Consider the following 18,895-nt stretch of genomic DNA (forward strand, 5'->3'; position numbering starts at 1 on the left):
TGACCTGGTTGGGCATGGTCGCAGAGAGGCCGGCGAGGACGTACCTATGTCACAGGCAGTCTGTAGCGCATCCGAAAGCGGTGCGCAGCCTTCGTCATCAGCGTGACCTCGATCGGACGCCGGGCGTCGGAATAGACCACCCGGAAGGCCACCAGTACGGGCATGTCCTTCGGGAGCTCCAGCGCTACGACTTCCTCCTCCGTCGGGATCTCGGACGACAGCTCGTCCACAAACTCGCGCGGGGGAAGGCCCATCGCGTCGAGCAGCGTGGGCGTACCGCCTCGAATCCGCTTCTTCTCCAGGATGGCCGTGCCCTCGACCAGGCTCAGCGGGTAGTACGACCTCGTGAGTTCGGTCGGCTCCTCGTCCAGGAAGAGAACCTGCTTACGAAGCGCAGCTCGCTCACCGTCCTCCAGCTGCAGGGCCTCGGCCACCTCCTTCGGCGGGATGACGACCTCGACGGCAAGGAGCTGGGCCCTGCCGACCTGCCGTCGTTTCGCGGCCTCGGACATCCACGGGTAGGGCTCTCCCGGCCCGGCCGGCCTCATGTAGGCGATCGGCTCGACGGACTGCTGCGCGTGCTGCCGTACGTACACGCCCTTGCCCGGGAGCCCTTCGAGGAGTCCCTCGGCCTTCAGCGCCTGGAGGGCCTTCTGGACGGTCGTGTTGGCCACGCCACCGTACTGTTCCATCAGCTCGGCCGTCGAGCTCAGCTTGCTTCCCGGAGGGAGGTCACCGCGGGTGATCTGACGTCGAAGCTCCGCCGCGATCTTCTGGTGCGGCGATCTCGGATCTTTGAACTCCTTCGCCATCACGCGCCCTGCTTTCCGAGCCGGTACGTGAGGTGCCTGTCGGCCGGCATGGTCATCAGGGATGCCTCCATCGGTGTTCCGTCGGCGGTCCGCGTCAGGCGGAGCAGGTGGAGGACGGCGCTGCCCTCGGGCAGGCCCAAGTGCTCGCGCTCCTCCGTGGTGGCGAGGGCGGCGCTCACGTCCTCAACGACTTCGGCGCCGGTGTACCCGAGCTCCTTGAGCAGGGTGACGGCGCCGCCGGGCACCTTGCCCGGTTCTGCCAAGGGCGTGCCTGCGGCGATGGCGACGGGGTAGTAGGAGTCGGCCAGCTCCACGGGCTGGTCATCGAGGAGGATCAGCCGACGCCTGACGATCACGCGCTCAGAGGCGGACAACCGCAGGGCGGCGCGGACCGCGTCGGGGGCGTCCGCTTCGCCTGCCTGGAGGAGGCGTTGGCCGCCTCGGCGCCCACGGCGGGCGGCCTCATCGGTCCATGCGTCGCTCTGGCCGGGCTTGCGCGGGGCCAGGTATGGCGCGGTCTCGCTAGTCCATGCATCGCCCGACATGTTCCTACCTCCGGCTCACTGTTGTCAGTGACCCTACTTGCTCGCTCCCGCCAGAAACCCAACCTTAAGTGCTTGCGACTTAAAGGCGGTTACGCTTAAGGTTGTTCGCATGGAAGCGACGGATGCTGACGAAGCGCAGCATGGGGTTCCCGTACCGCCGGAGGGCTTGAGCCCGGCTCTCCAGGCTCGTGCCGAGGTCGGGTGGCGGAAGTTCCTCGACCGATGGTTCGACGCCTGCGAGGAGTCCGAACGGTGAGCGCGCCGGGTGCCGAGGGTGGGGATAGGCACCCCCTCCTTCACCGGAGGGTTCGCGACATCGCCAGCCGTGGTGAAGGAGTGCTGACGGCCGTCGTTCACGAGTGGTACGGCGGCCGACTCCTGCGTATCGCATACGTCCAGCCCGCCACCGGCGTCGCCTGGACGACAGCGGTCGACAACATCGGGCCCGCCTTGTGGCGTGAGGCATCGCCCGCCGAGGAACCCTCGGAAGGGGGCCCGGATCCATGACGCGCGCGAGATGCAAGGGGCCTGGGCTACCCAGGGCCGTGACCGAGGGGTGCCTGCCATGCGGGCCGCCACGCGCCGCCCATCAGCGGGGCGCCGCTCTCCTCGCCGCGCGCGTGTACGACAGGTCAGCGAAGGGGAACCGGTCGCTGACGCGGTTCTTCATGGCGAAGCGCCCGGCGACGTGCCGCTGGCCCTCGGCGCGCGGTCCGTCGCCGGGGTCGGGTGTGGCCACCAGGACCACGCCCGCGGCGAGGCGGGCCACGGCCGCCCGGAACTCGCCGTTGCTCACTCCCCTCAGCATGGGATGGCCAGATCGGACACGGGGGGCGAGGCGGGAGTCTTCTGGAGCACGTTCGCACGTTAAGAGCTTGCAGAGCATTGGCACGGCCAATTTTGAAGGGAGGTGATGGTCATGCGGCACGCCCAGGCGCAGCGGAAGTGCCGGGGCAGGAACAAGGCCCCGAAGTGGACCAAGCCCGACGGCGGGATCGTGTCCGTGATGGTGCTGCCCCTGGCCGTCACCAACCCCGCTGACATGGCCCGGCTGGAGAAGCTGTTCGGCGCGATGTGGTCGGTCAAGCGGGCCGTCCAGCGCGACGCCCGCGCCAAGGTCGACGCGTACTGGGCCGCCTTCCACGAGCGCGACGAGCGCGGGGCGAAGGTCGTACGGCAGCGCCTCGGCCTGTCCCGTGAGGCCCTGGAACGCTGCGCCTACAAACACCTCGAAGACTCCGGGCATCTCAAGCACCACGCCTCCAAGGCTCTGGCCATGCACATGGCCGACGAGGTGTGGAACGGCGTGCAGCGACACCTGTTCGCCGATACCACCAGCAACCGCCACGGCCGCCCCCGCGTCGGCCGCCAGCACGACTTCACCCGCATCCCCGGCCGTGCCCGCTCCCACACCACCGCCAACAAGTGGGAGACCTTCCGCCTCGTCGGCACCCTCCATGGCCACGCCATGGCCTACGCCGACGGTGGCCGGCACGACCTGACGCAGCCCCGCCGGATGCCGACCCCGGCCAAGCCAGACGGCAGGATCCCCACTGGCAAGGGGATGCGCAAGGCCACCTGGTGGGACCACTCCGGCCCGCTCGCCGTGGTGTTCGCGGGCGGCCCGGACGGCAAGCGCGGCGAACTCGTCCTTCCCGTCCGCATCCCACAGTGCCCCGGCCAGGAAGCCCGCGCCCGGCACTTCCTTGAGGCCGACGCCTGCTGGCACAAGGTGGACTTGGTACGTCGCCGCAAGGCCGGTGCGCCGGGCGGCTGGGCGTACGAGGCGCACCTGATGGTTCTCGGCCCCGGCTACGCCTCCCCGTCCGTCCGGCGGATGCGGCAGCAGGCCGCCGAGCTGGACCGGATCGGCGGGGTGGATGGCAACGTCTCCAACCTGTCCGTGGTGTCCTTCCCGGCCAACCTGACCCCCTCGACCGGCGCCGCCGTCTCCTCCGAGATCGTACTCACCGACGCCGAGCGGGCGCGGCTGGAGAAGGAGGCGAAGAAGCGGCGAGGCCGGGCCAGGGCGCTGGAACGCTCCCGCCGGTCCACGAACACCGGACAGTACGGACTGTCGAACAAGCAGGCCCGCCGGGCGGAGCGCAGGGCCACCAAGGGACTTCCGGAGAAGACCGTCACCGTGCCGGGAGGTGCCCGCGACTCCCGGACCGATGGGGTGCCGAAACAGGCGTTCCGCCGCGACCGGCTCTCCCGCGGCTACCGGGAGCTGCGCGCCCGCCAGGCCGAAGCCGCCGCCGGCGCGGCTGAGTACCGGCGTCACCGGGCCCGCGCCGTGGCCCGCGACATCGTCGCCGCCCACGGCCCCCGCCTGACGGTGGAGGACTGCGACATCCGCACCTGGTACCGACTGTGGGGAAAGCGCCTCTCCCGGGCCACACCGGGCATGTTGGTCTCTGCCCTGGAGACCGAGTGCCGGGCTGCCGGTGGCCGTCTCGTGCGTGTCTCCACTTGGTCCACGGCCCTGTCGCAGCACTGCCTGTGCGGCGAGCGTGTCATCAAGACGCTCCGGGACCGGGAACACAAGTGCACCGCCTGCGGACTTGTCGGCAAGCGGGACCTTGTCTCCGCCGCCCTGGCCGCCTTCGTGGACCTGACCGACCCCGATGACCCCAAGACCGCCCGACTGGACTCCGCCCGGTCGCGGCACGCGCAGATCGCGTACGGAGAAGGGCTGGAAGAAGCCCTGCGTGAGTCAACCACACCGTGCCAGAACACCCCTCGGGGTGCTGGTCGCGTGGCAGTCCCCGCCCAGCGGGTGACCTCTGCTCACCGAACCGCCGAACGACGGGACCGGGCAACCCCAGATGAGCCGCGCCACCTGCGCGACCACGCTGGAGCGCCCGGCACCCGAACGGCGTGCAGTCCGCAGCTCACCCTCTGGTGAATTGCGGAACAAGTCTTAGTGGAAGGTGTGCTCCTCGGCGGGGAACGCCCCGCCGCTGACGTCCTCGGCGAAGGCGCGGGCGGCGTCGCCGAGCGTCTCGCGGAGGTTGGCGTACTGCTTGGTGAAGCGCGGCACCTTGCCGCCGGTCAGGCCGGCCATGTCGGTCCAGACGAGGACCTGCGCGTCGGTGCCGGCGCCGGCACCGATGCCGATGGTCGGGATGTGCAGGGAGCGGGTCACCTCGGCGGCCAGCTCGGCCGGGACGAGCTCCAGGACGACGGCGAAGGCGCCCGCGTCCTGCGCCGCCTTGGCGTCGCTGAGCAGCCGGTGGGCGGCCTCGTCGGAGCGGCCCTGCACCCGGTAGCCCATGGTGTTGACGGACTGGGGGGTGAGCCCCAGGTGGGACATGACGGGGATGCCGGCCTGGACGAGGAGCTCGGTCTGCGGCAGCGAGCGCTCGCCGCCCTCCAGCTTGATCGCTCCGACGCCGGCGTCCTTGACGAGCCGGGTGGCGTTGCGCAGGGCCTGGACGGGCCCTTCCTGGTACGAGCCGAACGGCAGGTCGCCGACGACGAGGGCGCGCTTGGTGCCCCGGACGACGGCGGCGGAGAGCAGCGTCATCTCGTCCATCGTGACGGGCACGGTGGTGTCGTAGCCGAGGTGACAGTTGCCCATCGAGTCGCCGACGAGGATCACCGGGATGCCGGCCTCGTCGAAGACGGAGGCGGTCATCGCGTCGTAGGCGGTGAGCATGGGCCACTTCTCGCCGCGGACCTTGGCGGCGGCGATGTCGTGGACGGTGATGCGGCGGGTGCCCTTCCCTCCGTACAGCGCCTTGCTGCTGTCGGCGGGCGGTTTCTGGGCAGCCTGAAGCGTCATGGTGAACGGCTCCTCTGTGTCATCTCGAGGCGCCCTGTGGCGTCCCCGGACCACATCCATGGTGGCACTTCGCCGGGCGGGCGGGGAAGTGGGCCGGAGTGGCGCTGTTCACACCGCCGCAACGTAAAGACTTGCCCAGTATTTTCGATACGAGACGGTCTCGTATCGAAATGGCTCTAGGGTGGTGCCCATGTCACAGCCGTCCACCGCACCCGCCGTACCCGCCGGGCGCCGCGTCCCCGAGGCCGTCCACCGGCGCCGCTGGGCCGTCCTCGGCGTCCTCATGCTCAGCCTGCTGATCGTCGTCCTCGACAACTCGATCCTGAACGTCGCGGTCAAGACGATCGCGGCCCCCGCGCCCACCGGCATCGGCGCCACCCAGAGCGAGCTGGAGTGGTCCATCAACTCCTACACGCTCGTCTTCGCCGGACTCCTCTTCACCTCCGGCCTCCTCGGCGACCGCCTCGGCCGCAAGAAGGTCCTCCTCTTCGGCATCACCGTCTTCGGCATCGGCTCCGCCCTCGCCGCCCTCTCCGGCTCCCCGGGCGAGCTCATCGCCTACCGGGCCGTCATGGGCCTCGGCGCCGCCTTCGTCATGCCCGCGACGCTCGCCGTCCTCATGAACGTCTTCGAGCGCGACGAGCAGCCCAAGGCCATCGGCATCTGGGCCGGCAGCGTCGGCCTCGCCATCGCGATCGGCCCCATCACCGGCGGCATCCTCCTCGAACACTTCTGGTGGGGCTCGATCTTCCTCGTCAACGTGCCCGTGGTGCTCCTGGCCCTCGCCCTGATGCTGTGGCTCGTGCCCGACTCCCGGGACCCCAACCCCGGCCGCGTCGACATACCCGGCGTGCTGCTCTCCGTCGTCGGACTCGTCCTCCTCGTGTACGGGATCATCCGCGGCGGCGAGCTGGCGAGCTTCACCGACGTCACCGTCCTCGCGCCCGTCCTCGGCGGCCTCGCGGTCCTCGTCGTCTTCGTCCTGCACGAGCGGCGCAGCGACCACCCGGCCATCGACATGTCGTACTTCAGGAAGCCGGCGTTCTCGGCGGCCGTCGCCGCGATCGCGCTCGTCTTCTTCGCCCTCATGGGCGTGACCTTCTTCTCCGCCTTCTACCTGCAGAGCGTGCGCGGCTACACCGCCCTGGAGTCCGGGCTGCTCATCCTGCCGCTCGCCGTCGCGCAGATGGTCTTCGCGCCCCGGGCCCGGCTCGTCGTCGAACGCTTCGGCGCGAGGGCGGTCTGCACCGCCGGCATGCTGCTGGTCGCCCTCGGCCTGGCGGCCTTCTCCCTCTTCGACGCCACGACGCCCGTCTGGGTCCTCGAAGTCGTCTTCTTCCTCCAGGGCGCGGGCATGGCGCACATCATGCCGCCGGTCACGGTCGCCATCATGCAGGCGCTGCCCCGCGAGAAGGCGGGCTCCGGCTCCGCGATCAACAACACGTTCCGCCAGGTCGGCGGCGCGCTGGGCGTGGCCGTCCTCGGCTCGGTGCTCTCCTCCACGTACCGGGGCGAGATCGAGGGGCACCTGGGCGACGTCCCGGAGGCCCTGCGCGGCACGGCGGGCGAGTCCGTCGAGGCGACGCTCGCGGTCGCGGCGAAGCTCGGCCCGGCGGGCAAGGAGCTGGTCGCCCCGGCGTACACGGCGTTCCTGGACGCCATGCACGTCACGGCGATGGCCTCGGCGGCGATCGGGCTTGCGGGCGCGGCGGTCGTCGCGACGTTCCTGCCGGGCCGGGTGCCGGGCGGGAACGGCGGGCCGGGCGCGCGCCAGGCCGCCGCGACCCCGGACGAGACCCCAACCCCGACCCGAGCCACCTAGGGCGGGCCCGGGCCAGTGGCGGTACGGCGCCCCGCCCCACCCCCGCGCCCGCCGGGGCGGCGCCACCACGTGGTCCCGCGCCCCGTGTGCGGCGCCGTCGTCGGGTTGTGTCCACCCGTTCCGCCCCGCGGAACGCCTGCCCACAACCGGACCCGGCGGGGGTGTGGGTCGCAACCGGGCCCGGCGGGGGTGTAGGTCGCAACCGGGCCCGGTGGGGGTGTGGGTCGCAACCGGGCCCGGCGGGGGTGTGGGTCGCAACCGGGCCCGGTGGGGGTGTGGGTCGCAACCGGGCCTGGTGGGGGTGCGGGTCGCAACCCGGACCAGTGGGGGTGCGGGAGAATCGGGGGGACGAGCAAGAGCAGTACCCGGACGAGAGACGGAGCGCACGTGTCCCTGCAGGACAGCGGGAACCCCGAACCCCAGGACGCGGCCCAGGCGACCGCGGCCCGGCGCGGCCGACCCCGGTCCGAGGCCGTCGAGCAGGCGATCTTCGATGCCGTCGGCGGGCTCCTGGAGGACGGCGTCCCGCTCACCGAGCTGTCCATCGAGCGCATCGCCCGCACCGCCGGCGTCGGCAAGGCCACCATCTACCGCCGCTGGCCCGGCAAGGAGGAGCTCTTCGTCGAGCTGCTCCGCTCCGTGGAGCCCCAGGACCCGGAGCTCGGCGGCACCTCCGTCCGGGACGACCTGGTCATGCTCCTGGAGATGCTGCGGCAGCGCGGTCTGGCCAAGCGCTCCTCGGCCCTGCTGCACAACGTGTTCTCGCAGATGCAGGCCTATCCCAAGCTGTGGGAGGCCTACCAGAACACCGTCATCGAACCGCGCCGCCGCCTCGGCCTCGACACGGTGCGGCGCGGCATGGAGCTGGGGGAGATCCGCGACGACCTCGACGTCGAGTTCGTCAACGACCTCTTCACCGGCCCGCTGCTCCTCCGTACCGTCATCCGGCCCGGCGCCACCCTGGACCCCGGCCTCGCCGAGCGGGTCGTCGACGCCGTCATGGAGGGCCTGCGCCCCCGTACCTGATCCGTACGAATGTGCGCGTTCTGTCACAGCCTCCCCGTCCGCGCCACCTGCAGGAACCCGCCACGCGCCCAGGTCGTCCCTGGGTGAGTACGACGGACCCGTCATCGCCTAGTGTCGACGTCGGGTCACGGAGCGGGACAGCACGGCAGCAAGGCAGTGAGGACAGTGCGATGGCGCGGGTGGACATGACGGAGACCGACCTCGGCGGCGCGGGGAACGAGCGTCCCCGTTCCCGGTTCCGGACCGCGCTCGACGGGCTCCGCCACGACCGGGGCATCTGGCGCCGGGGCATCCTGCTGGCCGCGGCGGCGGTGGCGCTCACGCTGCTCATGGTGTTCCACTCGGACATCCCGAACCGGATCGGCAACCTGGGCAGCCTCACCGAGACCTTCCTGCCCTGGCTCGGCCTCTTCGTGCCGCTGCTCCTGGTGCTCGCCCTCGTGCGCCGCTCCGCCACCGCGCTGATCGCCCTGCTCCTTCCGGCGGCGGTGTGGCTCAACCTCTTCGGCGGTCTCGTGGCCGACAAGTCGGCCCCGGGCGGCGACCTGACCGTCGCCACCCACAACGTGAACGCCGACAACCCGGACCCCGAGGGCACCGCCCGTCTGCTCGCCGCCTCCGGCGCCGACGTGCTCGCCCTGGAGGAGCTGAAGGGCGACATGGTCCCGGTCTACGAGAAGGGCCTCGCCAAGACCTACCCGTACCACTCCGTCCAGGGCACGGTCGGGCTCTGGAGCAAGCTGCCGCTGCGCGCCGCGCAGCCCGTCGACATCCACATGGGCTGGACCCGTGCCATGCGCGCCTCCGTCGTGACACCGAAGGGCGAGGTGGCCGTGTACGTCGCCCATCTGCCCTCGGTACGGGTCAAGATGAACGCCGGCTTCACCGCCAACCAGCGCGACAACAGCGTCGTCGCGCTGGGCGAGGCCATCGCCGACGACCGGCACGAGCGGATCGTCCTCCTCGGCGACCTCAACGGCACCATGAACGACCGCGCGCTCAACGCCGTCACCTCCCAGCTGCGCTCCACCCAGGGCGCCGCGGGCGACGGCTTCGGCTTCAGCTGGCCGGCCTCGTTCCCGATGGCCCGCATCGACCAGATCATGGTCAAGGGCGTGGAGCCGATGTCCTCCTGGGCGCTGCCGGAGACGAACAGCGACCACCTCCCCATCGCCGCCCGCGTGAAGCTCTGACGCGAAGCTCTGACGCGAAGCTCTGAAATCTGCCCTTCATCCTCCGGACGCCGCCGGGAAGAAAACGTCCGAGACGCTTTGTTCCGTCGAAGAACTAACTTCCGGAAAGGCTCCACCCATGCCCCTGGCGCTGCTCGCGCTCGCCGTCTCCGCCTTCGGCATCGGCACCACCGAATTCGTGATGATGGGCCTGCTCCCGCAGGTCGCCGACGACCTCGGCACCTCCGTCCCGACCGCCGGGTACCTCGTCTCGGCGTACGCGATCGGCGTCGTCGTCGGCGCCCCGCTGCTCACGGCCCTCGGCTCCCGGGTCCCGCGCAAGCGGATGCTCCTGCTGCTCATGGCCCTGTTCACGGTCGGCAACCTGGCCTCCGCGCTCGCCCCCGGCTTCGGCTGGCTCGTCGCGGGCCGGGTCCTCGCCGGGCTCCCGCACGGCGCGTTCTTCGGCCTCGGCGCGGTCGTCGCCGCGCGCCTCGTGCGTGAGGACCGGCAGGCGCGGGCGGTCGCCACGATGTTCCTCGGCCTCACCGTCGCCAACATCCTCGGCGTACCGGCCGCGACCCTGCTCGGCCAGCACCTCGGCTGGCGGGCCACCTTCCTCGTGGTCTCCGTGATCGGCCTGCTCGCCATGGCCGCGCTCGCCCGCCTGGTGCCGTACGTGCCGGTGGACGAGCGGCAGGGCCTCGCCGGCGAGGTGCGCGCGCTCCGCCGCCCGCAGGTGCTGCTCGGCCTGCTCACGGCCGTCTTCGGCTTCGCGGGCGTCTTCGCCGTCTACTCGTACCTCGCCTCGATGACCACCGAGGTGATGGGATTCGGCGACTCCACCGTCACGATCGTCCTCGCCCTCTTCGGCCTGGGCATGACCGGCGGGGCGCTGGCCGCGGGCCCGCTGACCGACCGGGCGCTGCGCCCCACGCTGTACGGCTCGCTCGCGGCCCTCGTCCTCGCCCTGGTCGCCTTCCGCTTCACCGTCCACGTGCCCTGGCTCGCCCTGGTCACGGTGGTGGTGCTGGGCGCGGTCGGGTTCATGACGACCACGCCGCTCCAGATGCTGGTCATGAACAAGGCGAAGGACGCCCCGACGCTCGCCTCCGCCTCCAACCACTCCGCCTTCAACCTCGCCAACGCGGGCGGCGCCTGGGCCGGCGGGGCCGCCGTCGCCGCCGGCTGGGGCTGGACCTCCCCGGCGCTCGTCGGCGCGGGCCTCACCCTCGTCGGCCTGGTGATCGCGGCGGTGGCCGGCCTCCTCGACCGTCCTGGTACGGGGGAGGGGGCCTCCCGCGTCGTCGCGGGAGGCCCCCTCGCGGCGGAGGAACCGGCGGTCAGCCGGTCGTCGTCTCCCGCCAGCCGTTCGTGATCGGCAGCCGCCGGTCCTTGCCGAAGCCCTTCGCCGAGATCTTGGTGCCCGGCGGGTACTGGCGCCGCTTGTACTCCGCCCGGTCCACCATCCGCAGCGTCCGCGCCACGAGCTCCTCGTCGAATCCGGCCGCCACGATGGCGTCCCGGCCCTGGTCCTGGTCCACGTACAGCGCGAGGACCGCGTCCAGGAGGTCGTAGTCCGGCAGCGAGTCCGTGTCGACCTGGCCCGGGCGCAGCTCGGCGCTGGGCGGCTTGGTGATCGAGGCCTCCGGGATCGGCGGGGTCTGGCCGCGCTCCTCGGCCGCCCGGTTCCGCCAGCGCGCGAGCCGGAAGACGTCCGACTTGTAGACGTCCTTGATGGGCCCGAACGCGCCGACGGAGTCGCCGTACAGCGTCGAATAGCCCACCGCCAGCTCCGACTTGTTGCCGGGCGCGAGGACGATGTGGCCCTCCTGGTTGGAGAGCGCCATCAGCGTCGTGCCGCGCAGCCGCGACTGGAGGTTCTCCTCGGCGAGGCCGGTGAGCCCGAGCGCGCCCATGTACGCGTCGAACATCGGCTCGATCGACACGGTGCGGAAGTGCAGCCCGGTGCGGCGGGCCAGTTCGGCCGCGTCGCCGCGGGAGTGGTCGGAGGAGTACTTCGAGGGCATCGACACGCCGTACACCTGGTCCGCGCCGAGCGCGTCGCAGGCGATCGACGCGACGAGCGCCGAGTCGATGCCGCCGGAGAGGCCGATCAGGACCGAGCGGAAACCGTTCTTCGCGACATAGGCCCGCAGCCCGATGACCAGCGCCGAGTACACCTCCTCGTCGTCGTCGAGCCGGTGCGCGTAACCGCCCGTCAGCTCCGGCTCGTACGCGGGCAGCGGCTCCTCGGAGAGCACCACCCGGTCGATCCGCAGCCCGTCGTCCACCAGGCCCTCGGGCGCGTCCGGCTCGGCCACCGGCAGCTCCAGGTCGAGGATCACGCTGCCCTCCACGAACTGCGGGGCACGCGCGATGACTTCGCCGGCCGCGTCCACGACGATCGAGTCGCCGTCGAAGACCAGCTCGTCCTGGCCGCCCGTCATCGCCAGGTACGCGGTGACGCAGCCGGCCTCCTGGGCCCGCTTGCGGACCAGTTCGAGCCGGGTGTCGTCCTTGTTCCGCTCGTACGGCGAGGCGTTGACCGAGAGCAGCAGACCGGCCCGGGCGCTGCGCGCCGCCGGCACCCTGCCGCCCTCCTGCCAGAGGTCCTCGCAGATCGCGAGGGCCACGTCGACGCCGTGGACGCGGACCACCGGCAGGGTGTCGCCCTGCACGAAGTAGCGGTACTCGTCGAAGACGCCGTAGTTCGGCAGGTGGTGCTTGGCGAAGCGCAGCACCACCTCGCCGCCGTACAGGACGGCGGCGGCGTTCTCCGGGGACCCGGCGGGCCGGCCGAGCCGCGGCTCGGCCCGCTCGGAGCGGTCGAGGTAGCCGACGACGACCGGCAGCCCGCCGAAGCCCTCGTCCGCGAGCCGCCGGGCGAGCCCGCGCAGGGCCGTCCGGGACGCCTCGACGAAGGAGGAGCGCAGCGCGAGGTCCTCGACGGGATATCCGGTCAGCGCCATCTCGGGGAACGCGACGAGATGCGCGCCCTGCCCGGCGGCGTGCCGGGTCCAGTGCACGATCGCCTCGGCGTTCCCGGCGATGTCTCCGACGGTCGAGTCGATCTGATTCAGGGCGAGGCGTAGTTGAGGCACCCGCCCAGTGTAATCGTCAGACCGACGCTATGTCCTGGGATCCGGAAGCGGGTCCGCGTCACTTCACCGAACCGGTCCAGATCGCCGGCTCGTACTCCAGGAGCTGCGGCGCCAGTTCCAGCTGCACCTCGCCGTCCGCGTCGGCCGGCAGGGCGAAGGCGTACCCCGCCCTGGCCTGCTTGCCCGGGAGCACCTTTCCCCGGAACATCTCGGTCCCCCTGCTGCCGTCGAAGATCGTGCTCACCTGCTCGCCCTCCGCGTCCCGCGCGTCCGGAAGCGCGGTGGTGACGTCGATGGCCTTCCCGCTGCCGTTGACGATCGTGATCGTCACCCGGACCGCCGTGTCGCCCTTCTCGTACCCGGCGGCGAACGCGTCGGGCCGGTAGGGCACGGGCTCGGAGACGGTGACCTGCACCCCGTCCTCGTACGTGCGTGTCTCGCCGAACGCCAGCACCGCCGGGGCGGTCCCGGTCGGCTCGGGCAGGGTCTCGGCGCCCGGTGTCTCCGGCGCACCGGAGACCGTCTCCCCCTCCAGGACCGGGTCGCCCGTGGCGTCGTTCGCGCGCACGATCACGAAGAGGGCGACCAGCCAGGCCGCCGAGACGAAGATCGTCACGGCACCGAGCGCGACGCCGGCGACCGCCGGCCCCCGCCCGTTCCCCCACTCCGCCCGGGAGAGACCGACGATGCCGAGAACCAGCGCCACGACGCCCAGCATCCCGCCGAGCCAGAAGAGGAACGGGACGATCGCCAGGACCAGACCGACGACGCCGAGGACGAGCGCCGCCACGCCGAGCCCGCTGAGGGCCGCCGGCACGGCGTACGGAGACGGCCCGGGTGCGCCGGACCCCGGTGGCATCCCGGGGGAACCCGCTCCCGGCGGCATCGCGGGGTCGGGTCTCTCCATGGGCGTGGTCATGCGGGATCCTCCGAGTCGAGCCGAAACGCCGACGCTAACCCGGCCGAACCGGCTCCGGCCAGGGGATTCCTGACCGGCCGGTGGATACGGCACACGCCGGTGACGCGGGCCGAGCGCCGCCGGAGCCCACTGCTCCGCCCGAGGTGCGGGGCGGCCGGGCCCCGCTGATCATGGCCCCATGACGACCACTGACGAACCGGCAGAGTCGGCACGGCCCGCAGCGACCGACACGGGCGTCCCCCAGGACGACGGCACCAAGAGGCAGTTCATCTCGTGGCTGACGCTCGCCTTCATGACGACCGCGTCCGTCGCCAGCCTGCGGCCCTCGCCGTCCATGGCCATCTACGGACTCGCCGCGATCTTCCTCTACCTGCTCCCCGCCCTCGTCTTCCTGCTCCCCACCGCCCTCGTCGGCGCCGAGCTCGCCTCCGGCTGGTCCGGCGGCATCTACCGCTGGGTCAGCGAGGCCCTCGGCAAGCCCCTCGGCTTCCTCGCCGTCTGGTGCCAGTTCGCCATGACCATCGCCTACTACCCGAGCCTGCTCGCGTACGTCGCCTCGACCTTCGCGTACGTCATCGACCCCTCCCTCGCGGAGAACGGGCTCTACGTCGCGATCGTCATCATCGTCATCTACTGGTCCGGGGTCTGGATCTCCTCGCGCGGCACGAAGACGATCGCCGGCCTCTCCTCCTTCGGCCTGATCGTCGGCACCCTCATCCCCGGCGTGCTCCTGGTCGTCCTCGGCATCGTCTTCCTCGGCCAGGGCAACCCCTCCGCCCAGCCCATGAGCGCCGACCACTGGCTCCCGCCCTGGACCGGCCTCGCGAGCCTGGTCCTGATCGTCAACAACTTCCTGTCCTACGCGGGCATGGAGATGAACGGCGTCCACGTCTCCTCGCTGCGCGAGCCCAAGCGCGAGTACCCGAAGTCGATGTTCCTGGCGACCGGCCTCGTCCTGCTGATCTTCATCCTTCCGGCCCTGGCCATCGCCTGGGTGATGCCCGCCGAGCAGCTCAGCCTCACCGCCGGTCTGATGCAGGCCTTCCAGGCGTTCTTCGACCACTTCTCCATCGGCTGGATGACCAAGGTCGTCGGCATCATGCTGGTCTGCGCCGCCCTCGGCGGCATGCTCACCTGGCTCGCCGGACCCGCCAAGGGCCTCGTCCTGCTCTCCCGGCAGGAGGGGTATCTGCCGCCCTCGCTGCAGAAGTTCAACAAGGACGGCGCCCCGCAGAACATCATGATCGCGCAGGGTGTCGTCACCACCCTGATCGGCATCCTCTACGCCTTCAGCGACGACGTCTCCAGCGCCTACTGGATGTTCTCCGTCATCACCGTGCAGATCTACCTCATCGCCTACCTGCTGATGTTCGTCGCGGTCGTCAAGCTCCGCAGGACCCAGCCGGACGTCGACCGGGGCTTCCGCGTCCCCGCCGTCGGGTGGGTCGCCGGCATCGGCTTCGTCGCCTCCGTCGCCGCGCTCGTCATCGGCTTCGTCCCGCCCGACCAGTTCGGCGACCAGCCGCTCTGGCGCTACCTCCTCATCGTCGGCGGCGGCCTGCTGGTCCTCGGCCTCGCCATCCCGGCCGCGCTCCTCAGGTACCGCAAGCCCGGCTGGGTCCACCCCGACCACCGGGAACCCACCGCCGCGCCCTAGCCGTACGGGACGGCCCGGCGCCCGCCAACGGGCCGCCGGGCCGTCCGGGCATGCCGGACCGCCCGGACGCGCTGGCCCGGGCGATCCCCCGTAGCGGTCAGGAAGCGGAGGCGGAAGCGGAGTAGACGCTCATACAGAACGACTTGATCTGCTCGTCCGACAGATGCTGGGCCAGATCGGCCTCGCTGATCATGCCGACGAGCCGCTTGTCCTCGATGACGGGAAGCCGACGGATCTGGTGGCTCTGCATCTCCTCCAGGACGGCGCCCACGTCCGCGTTCGACTCGACCCAGCGCGGGGTGCCCTTCGCCATCTCGCCGCAGGTGACCTTCGCCGGGTCGTGGCCCATGGCCACGCAGCCGATCACGATGTCACGGTCCGTGAGGATGCCGCAGAGCCGTTCGTGCTCGTCGGCGATGGGCAGCGCGCCCACGTTCAGGTTGCGCATCAGCTGAGCTGCGCGGTCGAGCGTCTCGTGTGCCGGGATCCACTGGGCCCCGGTGTGCATGATGTCCTTCGCCGTGGTCATGGGGTGCGTACCTTTCGTCGAACGTGTCGTACGAACTCCCCGAGCCCACCCATTGTCGGCGGACGGACCGGCCCCCGCGACCGCAGCCGGTCACGGGGGCCGTGGGCCCGGCGGACAGGGGCCTCAGGAGGCCCCGCGCTCCTTCAGCATGTCCGCCATCAGCGCCATCTCGGACCGCTGCGCGTCGACCATGCCCTGGGCGAGGTTCCGCTCGATCTCCACGCCGCACTTCTGCACACAGCCCTCGGCCATGTGGACCCCGCCCATGTGGTGGGCGGTCATGAGCTTCAGGTACAGGACCTCGGCCTCCCGGCCGCTGGCCCTGCGCAACTCGTCCAGCTGCGCGTTGGTCGCCATGCCCGGCATCAGGGCCCCGTCCAGGTCGCCCGTGTCACCCGAACCGCCCATGCCCATCCAGGCCATCGGCTCGACGCCGGACTCGTTCTTGGGCAGCCCCCACAGGTCGAGCCAGCCGAGCATCATGCCCCGCTGGTTGGCCTGCGTGTTGGCGATGTCGTACGCGAGCCGCCGGACCGCCTCGTCCTTCGTCCGGTCCCGGACGATGAACGACATCTCGACGGCCTGCTGGTGGTGGACGGCCATGTCCCGGGCGAAGCCGGCGTCCGCGGACGTGGAGACCGGGGTGCTCGGGGCCTCTTCACGGTCGGCGGAGGCGACGGTGACCGCGCCCCCGGCGAACAGCACCGCGAGGGCGACCGCCGTGACCGCCGCCCCCTGCGTACGGTTCAGCTTCACTGGCCCATCCCGGTGCCGCCCTGGCCGCTCGCGTCCAGACCGCCCGTGCAGGCCGCGCCCGGCTCCGGGGTCTGCGGGCCCTGCACGTACTTCGTGAAGAAGGCGTCGACGCGCGGGTCGTCCGCGCCGTCCACGGTCACCTGCTTGCCCCAGGCGGACAGCATGATCGCCCCGGCCTGGTCGTCCACGGGGCTCATCAGCGAGTACTTGGTCTTGCCGACCTTGTCGGCCAGCTTCTTCACGTCGGCCTGGGAGGCCGACTTGTTGTACGTCACCCAGACGGCCCCGTGCTCCAGCGAGTGCACGGCGTTCACGTCGGCGATCTTCTTGTCGTAGACCACACCGTCGCAGTTCATCCAGACCGGGTTGTGGTCGCCGCCGACCGGCGGCTTCATGTCGTACTTCACGGCCGTGGTGACGTGGTTGCGGCCGAGCTTCTTCGGGTCCCAGCTCTTCTCGGCCGTGATCGGGGCCTTGGCTGCGGCTTCCTTCTTGTCCTGGTCCGCGGACTGCTTCATCAGCACGAAGGTGCCGAAGCCGACGAGGCCGAGCACGACGACGGACGAGATGCCGATGGTGAGGAAGCGGTTGCGGCGCTCACGGGCCTGCTCGGCGCGGCGCATCTCCTCTATTCGGGCGCGGCGGTCGGCGGTGGCGGAGCGGTTGGCGGCCATGGTGATGTCGTCCTTCTTCAGGAGTGGGGTGGAGTTCGGGGGTGGACGTGCGGGGGCGGGGCGCCCCTCACGTCCGGAGAACTTGAAGGACGTGCAGGTCCGGCGCGCGCGGCCGTGCGTCCGAACGGCGCGCCGGCCCGTCGGCGGGCGGCGGCGCGAGACGCGGGAGCCCGCCCCCGGCGTGGAGCGGGGTGTCGAGCGGGGGCGCGCTGAGCACCGCGGGGGAGAGGGAGGGGAAGAGGGAGCAGCCGCCGCGGTCGTACGGGCAGATGTACTCGCCGGTGACGGAGCCGGCCTCGGCGGTGCGGGCCGTGGGGCCCCGGTGGGCGGTGACGCCCGTCGCCCGCGGGCCCTCCTCGTGGTGGACCCGTTCCCCGTCCGGACCCGTCCCCAGACAGAGGAAGAGCGCGGCGAGGAGCGTCGCCACGGCACTCGCCAGTGCCATGGGACGCGCGTGTCGGAACAGGCGTACGAGCCGTGGGGCCCCCATGGGCGCAGATCGTAGTGGGCGGGAGGCGCCTGTGGGCCGAACGGGGTACCACTCGGTACCGGCGGGCGGGGGACAACCACCCGGATCCGGCCGTTCCCCCGTTACCTGAGTCACACCCGAGCAGGCAGTATGGGTGTGCAACGTGCGCGAAACCATGTGGTGGGATGCTCAGGTGCCCCCCGATGTACCGGAGGCGGTGGGAGCAGGCGGCCTGACCAGCGAGGATGGGTGTGGAAATGGACAAGCAGCAGGAATTCGTGCTCCGTACGCTCGAGGAGCGTGACATCCGCTTCGTACGCCTGTGGTTCACCGATGTGCTCGGCTTCCTGAAGTCGGTGGCCGTGGCGCCCGCCGAGCTGGAGCAGGCCTTCGACGAGGGCATCGGCTTCGACGGCTCCGCGATCGAGGGCTTCGCCCGCGTCTACGAGTCGGACATGATCGCCAAGCCGGACCCGGGCACCTTCCAGATCCTGCCGTGGCGCGCCGAGGCCCCGGGCACGGCCCGGATGTTCTGCGACATCCTCATGCCCGACGGCTCGCCGTCCTTCGCGGACCCGCGCTACGTCCTCAAGCGGGCCCTTGCCAAGACCTCCGACCTGGGCTTCACCTTCTACACCCACCCCGAGATCGAGTTCTTCCTCCTGAAGGACAAGCCGCTCGACGGCACCCGGCCCACCCCGGCCGACAACTCGGGCTACTTCGACCACACCCCGCAGAACGTCGGCATGGACTTCCGCCGCCAGGCCATCACCATGCTCGAATCGATGGGCATCTCGGTGGAGTTCTCCCACCACGAGGGCGCGCCCGGCCAGCAGGAGATCGACCTCCGCTACGCCGACGCCCTGTCCACGGCGGACAACATCATGACCTTCCGCCTGGTCATGAAGCAGGTGGCGCTGGAGCAGGGCGTGCAGGCCACGTTCATGCCGAAGCCGTTCTCGGACTACCCGGGCTCGGGCATGCACACCCACCTGTCCCTCTTCGAGGGCGACCGGAACGCCTTCTACGAGTCGGGCGCCGAGTACCAGCTGTCGAAGGTGGGCCGCTCCTTCATCGCGGGCCTCCTGCGCCACGCGGGCGAGACCTCCGCCGTCACCAACCAGTGGGTCAACTCGTACAAGCGCATCTGGGGCGGCTCCTCGCGCACGGCAGGCTCGGGCGGCGAGGCCCCCTCGTACATCTGCTGGGGCCACAACAACCGCTCCGCCCTCATCCGCGTCCCCATGTACAAGCCCGGCAAGACGGGCTCGTCGCGCGTCGAGGTCCGCTCCATCGACTCGGGCGCCAACCCGTACCTGACCTACGCGGTCCTCCTCGCCGCCGGCCTCAAGGGCATCGAAGAGGGCTACGAGCTCCCGGCCGGCGCCGACGACGACGTCTGGGCGCTCTCCGACGCGGAGCGCCGCGCGATGGGCATCGAGCCGCTCCCGCAGAACCTGGGAGAGGCGATCGCCCTGATGGAGAAGAGCGAACTGGTCGCGGAGACGCTCGGCGAGCACGTCTTCGACTTCTTCCTGCGCAACAAGAAGCAGGAGTGGGAGGAGTACCGCTCCGAGGTCACCGCCTTCGAGCTCCGCAAGAACCTGCCGGTGCTGTAGGGCC

Annotated in this window: 17 protein-coding genes; 7 read left to right on the forward strand and 10 right to left on the reverse strand. The window is 71.1% G+C overall.

Features of this window, described 5'->3' with window-relative positions:
• Positions 1-44: 44 nt before the first annotated feature.
• The 3 genes from ACF07V_RS09485 to ACF07V_RS09495 form a co-directional block, all read right to left on the reverse strand.
• Positions 45-812: a GntR family transcriptional regulator gene (locus ACF07V_RS09485; protein WP_392152721.1), complete on the reverse strand. Its 768-nt coding sequence runs from the start codon at positions 810-812 to the stop codon at positions 45-47.
• Positions 812-1,357, reverse strand: coding sequence for a GntR family transcriptional regulator (locus ACF07V_RS09490; protein WP_392152723.1), 546 nt, complete (start codon positions 1,355-1,357; stop codon positions 812-814). The genes ACF07V_RS09485 and ACF07V_RS09490 overlap by 1 nt, the downstream gene beginning before the upstream one ends.
• A gap of 589 nt (positions 1,358-1,946) precedes the next feature.
• Positions 1,947-2,153 (reverse strand): hypothetical protein, encoded by a 207-nt coding sequence (locus ACF07V_RS09495; RefSeq protein WP_392152724.1) that lies wholly within the window; start codon positions 2,151-2,153, stop codon positions 1,947-1,949.
• Between the two features lie 123 nt (positions 2,154-2,276).
• Between ACF07V_RS09495 and ACF07V_RS09500 the strand changes: the two genes are divergently transcribed.
• Positions 2,277-4,265, forward strand: a complete 1,989-nt coding sequence (locus ACF07V_RS09500) for a transposase (RefSeq protein WP_392152725.1) — start codon at positions 2,277-2,279, stop codon at positions 4,263-4,265.
• 15 nt (positions 4,266-4,280) lie between these two features.
• Here the strand turns inward: ACF07V_RS09500 and panB are convergent, their stop codons facing one another.
• The gene (gene panB / locus ACF07V_RS09505) at positions 4,281-5,144 is read right to left on the reverse strand and encodes a 3-methyl-2-oxobutanoate hydroxymethyltransferase (protein ID WP_392152726.1); all 864 of its coding nucleotides are present in this window, start codon (positions 5,142-5,144) and stop codon (positions 4,281-4,283) included.
• Positions 5,145-5,334: 190 nt separating this feature from the next.
• Between panB and ACF07V_RS09510 the strand changes: the two genes are divergently transcribed.
• The 4 genes from ACF07V_RS09510 to ACF07V_RS09525 all read left to right on the forward strand — a co-directional run bounded on the left by ACF07V_RS09510 (position 5,335) and on the right by ACF07V_RS09525 (position 10,542).
• Complete coding sequence (locus tag ACF07V_RS09510) at positions 5,335-6,966, forward strand: MFS transporter (protein ID WP_392152728.1); 1,632 nt, start codon at positions 5,335-5,337, stop codon at positions 6,964-6,966.
• 387 nt (positions 6,967-7,353) lie between these two features.
• Positions 7,354-7,992: a TetR/AcrR family transcriptional regulator C-terminal ligand-binding domain-containing protein gene (locus tag ACF07V_RS09515; protein WP_392152729.1), complete on the forward strand. Its 639-nt coding sequence runs from the start codon at positions 7,354-7,356 to the stop codon at positions 7,990-7,992.
• A 185-nt stretch (positions 7,993-8,177) separates the two neighbouring features.
• Entirely contained in the window at positions 8,178-9,185 is a 1,008-nt protein-coding gene (locus tag ACF07V_RS09520) for an endonuclease/exonuclease/phosphatase family protein (RefSeq protein ID WP_392152731.1), read from the forward strand.
• Positions 9,186-9,303: 118 nt separating this feature from the next.
• Positions 9,304-10,542 carry an MFS transporter gene (locus tag ACF07V_RS09525; RefSeq protein ID WP_392152733.1) on the forward strand — a complete coding sequence of 413 codons (1,239 nt, stop codon included), beginning with the start codon at positions 9,304-9,306 and terminating at the stop codon, positions 10,540-10,542.
• Here the strand turns inward: ACF07V_RS09525 and ACF07V_RS09530 are convergent.
• Together ACF07V_RS09530 and ACF07V_RS09535 are read right to left on the reverse strand one after the other, a co-directional pair.
• Positions 10,508-12,268 (reverse strand): NAD+ synthase, encoded by a 1,761-nt coding sequence (locus ACF07V_RS09530; protein WP_392152735.1) that lies wholly within the window; start codon positions 12,266-12,268, stop codon positions 10,508-10,510. The two genes, ACF07V_RS09525 and ACF07V_RS09530, sit on opposite strands and share 35 nt — an antisense overlap.
• Positions 12,269-12,326: 58 nt before the next feature.
• A complete protein-coding gene (locus ACF07V_RS09535; RefSeq protein ID WP_392152737.1) occupies positions 12,327-13,187 on the reverse strand; it encodes a DUF4190 domain-containing protein in 861 nt (286 codons plus the stop codon).
• A gap of 178 nt (positions 13,188-13,365) precedes the next feature.
• Between ACF07V_RS09535 and ACF07V_RS09540 the strand changes: the two genes are divergently transcribed.
• The gene (locus ACF07V_RS09540; RefSeq protein WP_392152739.1) at positions 13,366-14,844 is read left to right on the forward strand and encodes an APC family permease; all 1,479 of its coding nucleotides are present in this window, start codon (positions 13,366-13,368) and stop codon (positions 14,842-14,844) included.
• Positions 14,845-14,941: 97 nt separating this feature from the next.
• Here ACF07V_RS09540 and ACF07V_RS09545 read toward each other — a convergent pair whose 3' ends face one another.
• The 4 genes from ACF07V_RS09545 to ACF07V_RS09560 all read right to left on the reverse strand — a co-directional run bounded on the left by ACF07V_RS09545 (position 14,942) and on the right by ACF07V_RS09560 (position 17,248).
• A complete protein-coding gene (locus tag ACF07V_RS09545; protein ID WP_392152741.1) occupies positions 14,942-15,373 on the reverse strand; it encodes a CBS domain-containing protein in 432 nt (143 codons plus the stop codon).
• Between the two features lie 123 nt (positions 15,374-15,496).
• Complete coding sequence (locus ACF07V_RS09550) at positions 15,497-16,123, reverse strand: DUF305 domain-containing protein (protein WP_392153418.1); 627 nt, start codon at positions 16,121-16,123, stop codon at positions 15,497-15,499.
• Between the two features lie 2 nt (positions 16,124-16,125).
• Positions 16,126-16,803: a DUF3105 domain-containing protein gene (locus ACF07V_RS09555; protein ID WP_392152742.1), complete on the reverse strand. Its 678-nt coding sequence runs from the start codon at positions 16,801-16,803 to the stop codon at positions 16,126-16,128.
• A gap of 67 nt (positions 16,804-16,870) precedes the next feature.
• Positions 16,871-17,248, reverse strand: a complete 378-nt coding sequence (locus ACF07V_RS09560; protein WP_392152743.1) for a hypothetical protein — start codon at positions 17,246-17,248, stop codon at positions 16,871-16,873.
• 281 nt (positions 17,249-17,529) lie between these two features.
• Here ACF07V_RS09560 and ACF07V_RS09565 point away from each other — a divergent pair, with 281 nt between their 5' ends.
• On the forward strand, positions 17,530-18,891 hold the full coding sequence (locus tag ACF07V_RS09565; RefSeq protein ID WP_041128921.1) for a glutamine synthetase family protein: 1,362 nt from the start codon (positions 17,530-17,532) through the stop codon (positions 18,889-18,891).
• Positions 18,892-18,895 lie beyond the last annotated feature (4 nt).

Origin of the sequence: Streptomyces sp. NPDC015661, from assembly GCF_043077765.1 — a bacterium.
Lineage (GTDB): Bacteria > Actinomycetota > Actinomycetes > Streptomycetales > Streptomycetaceae > Streptomyces.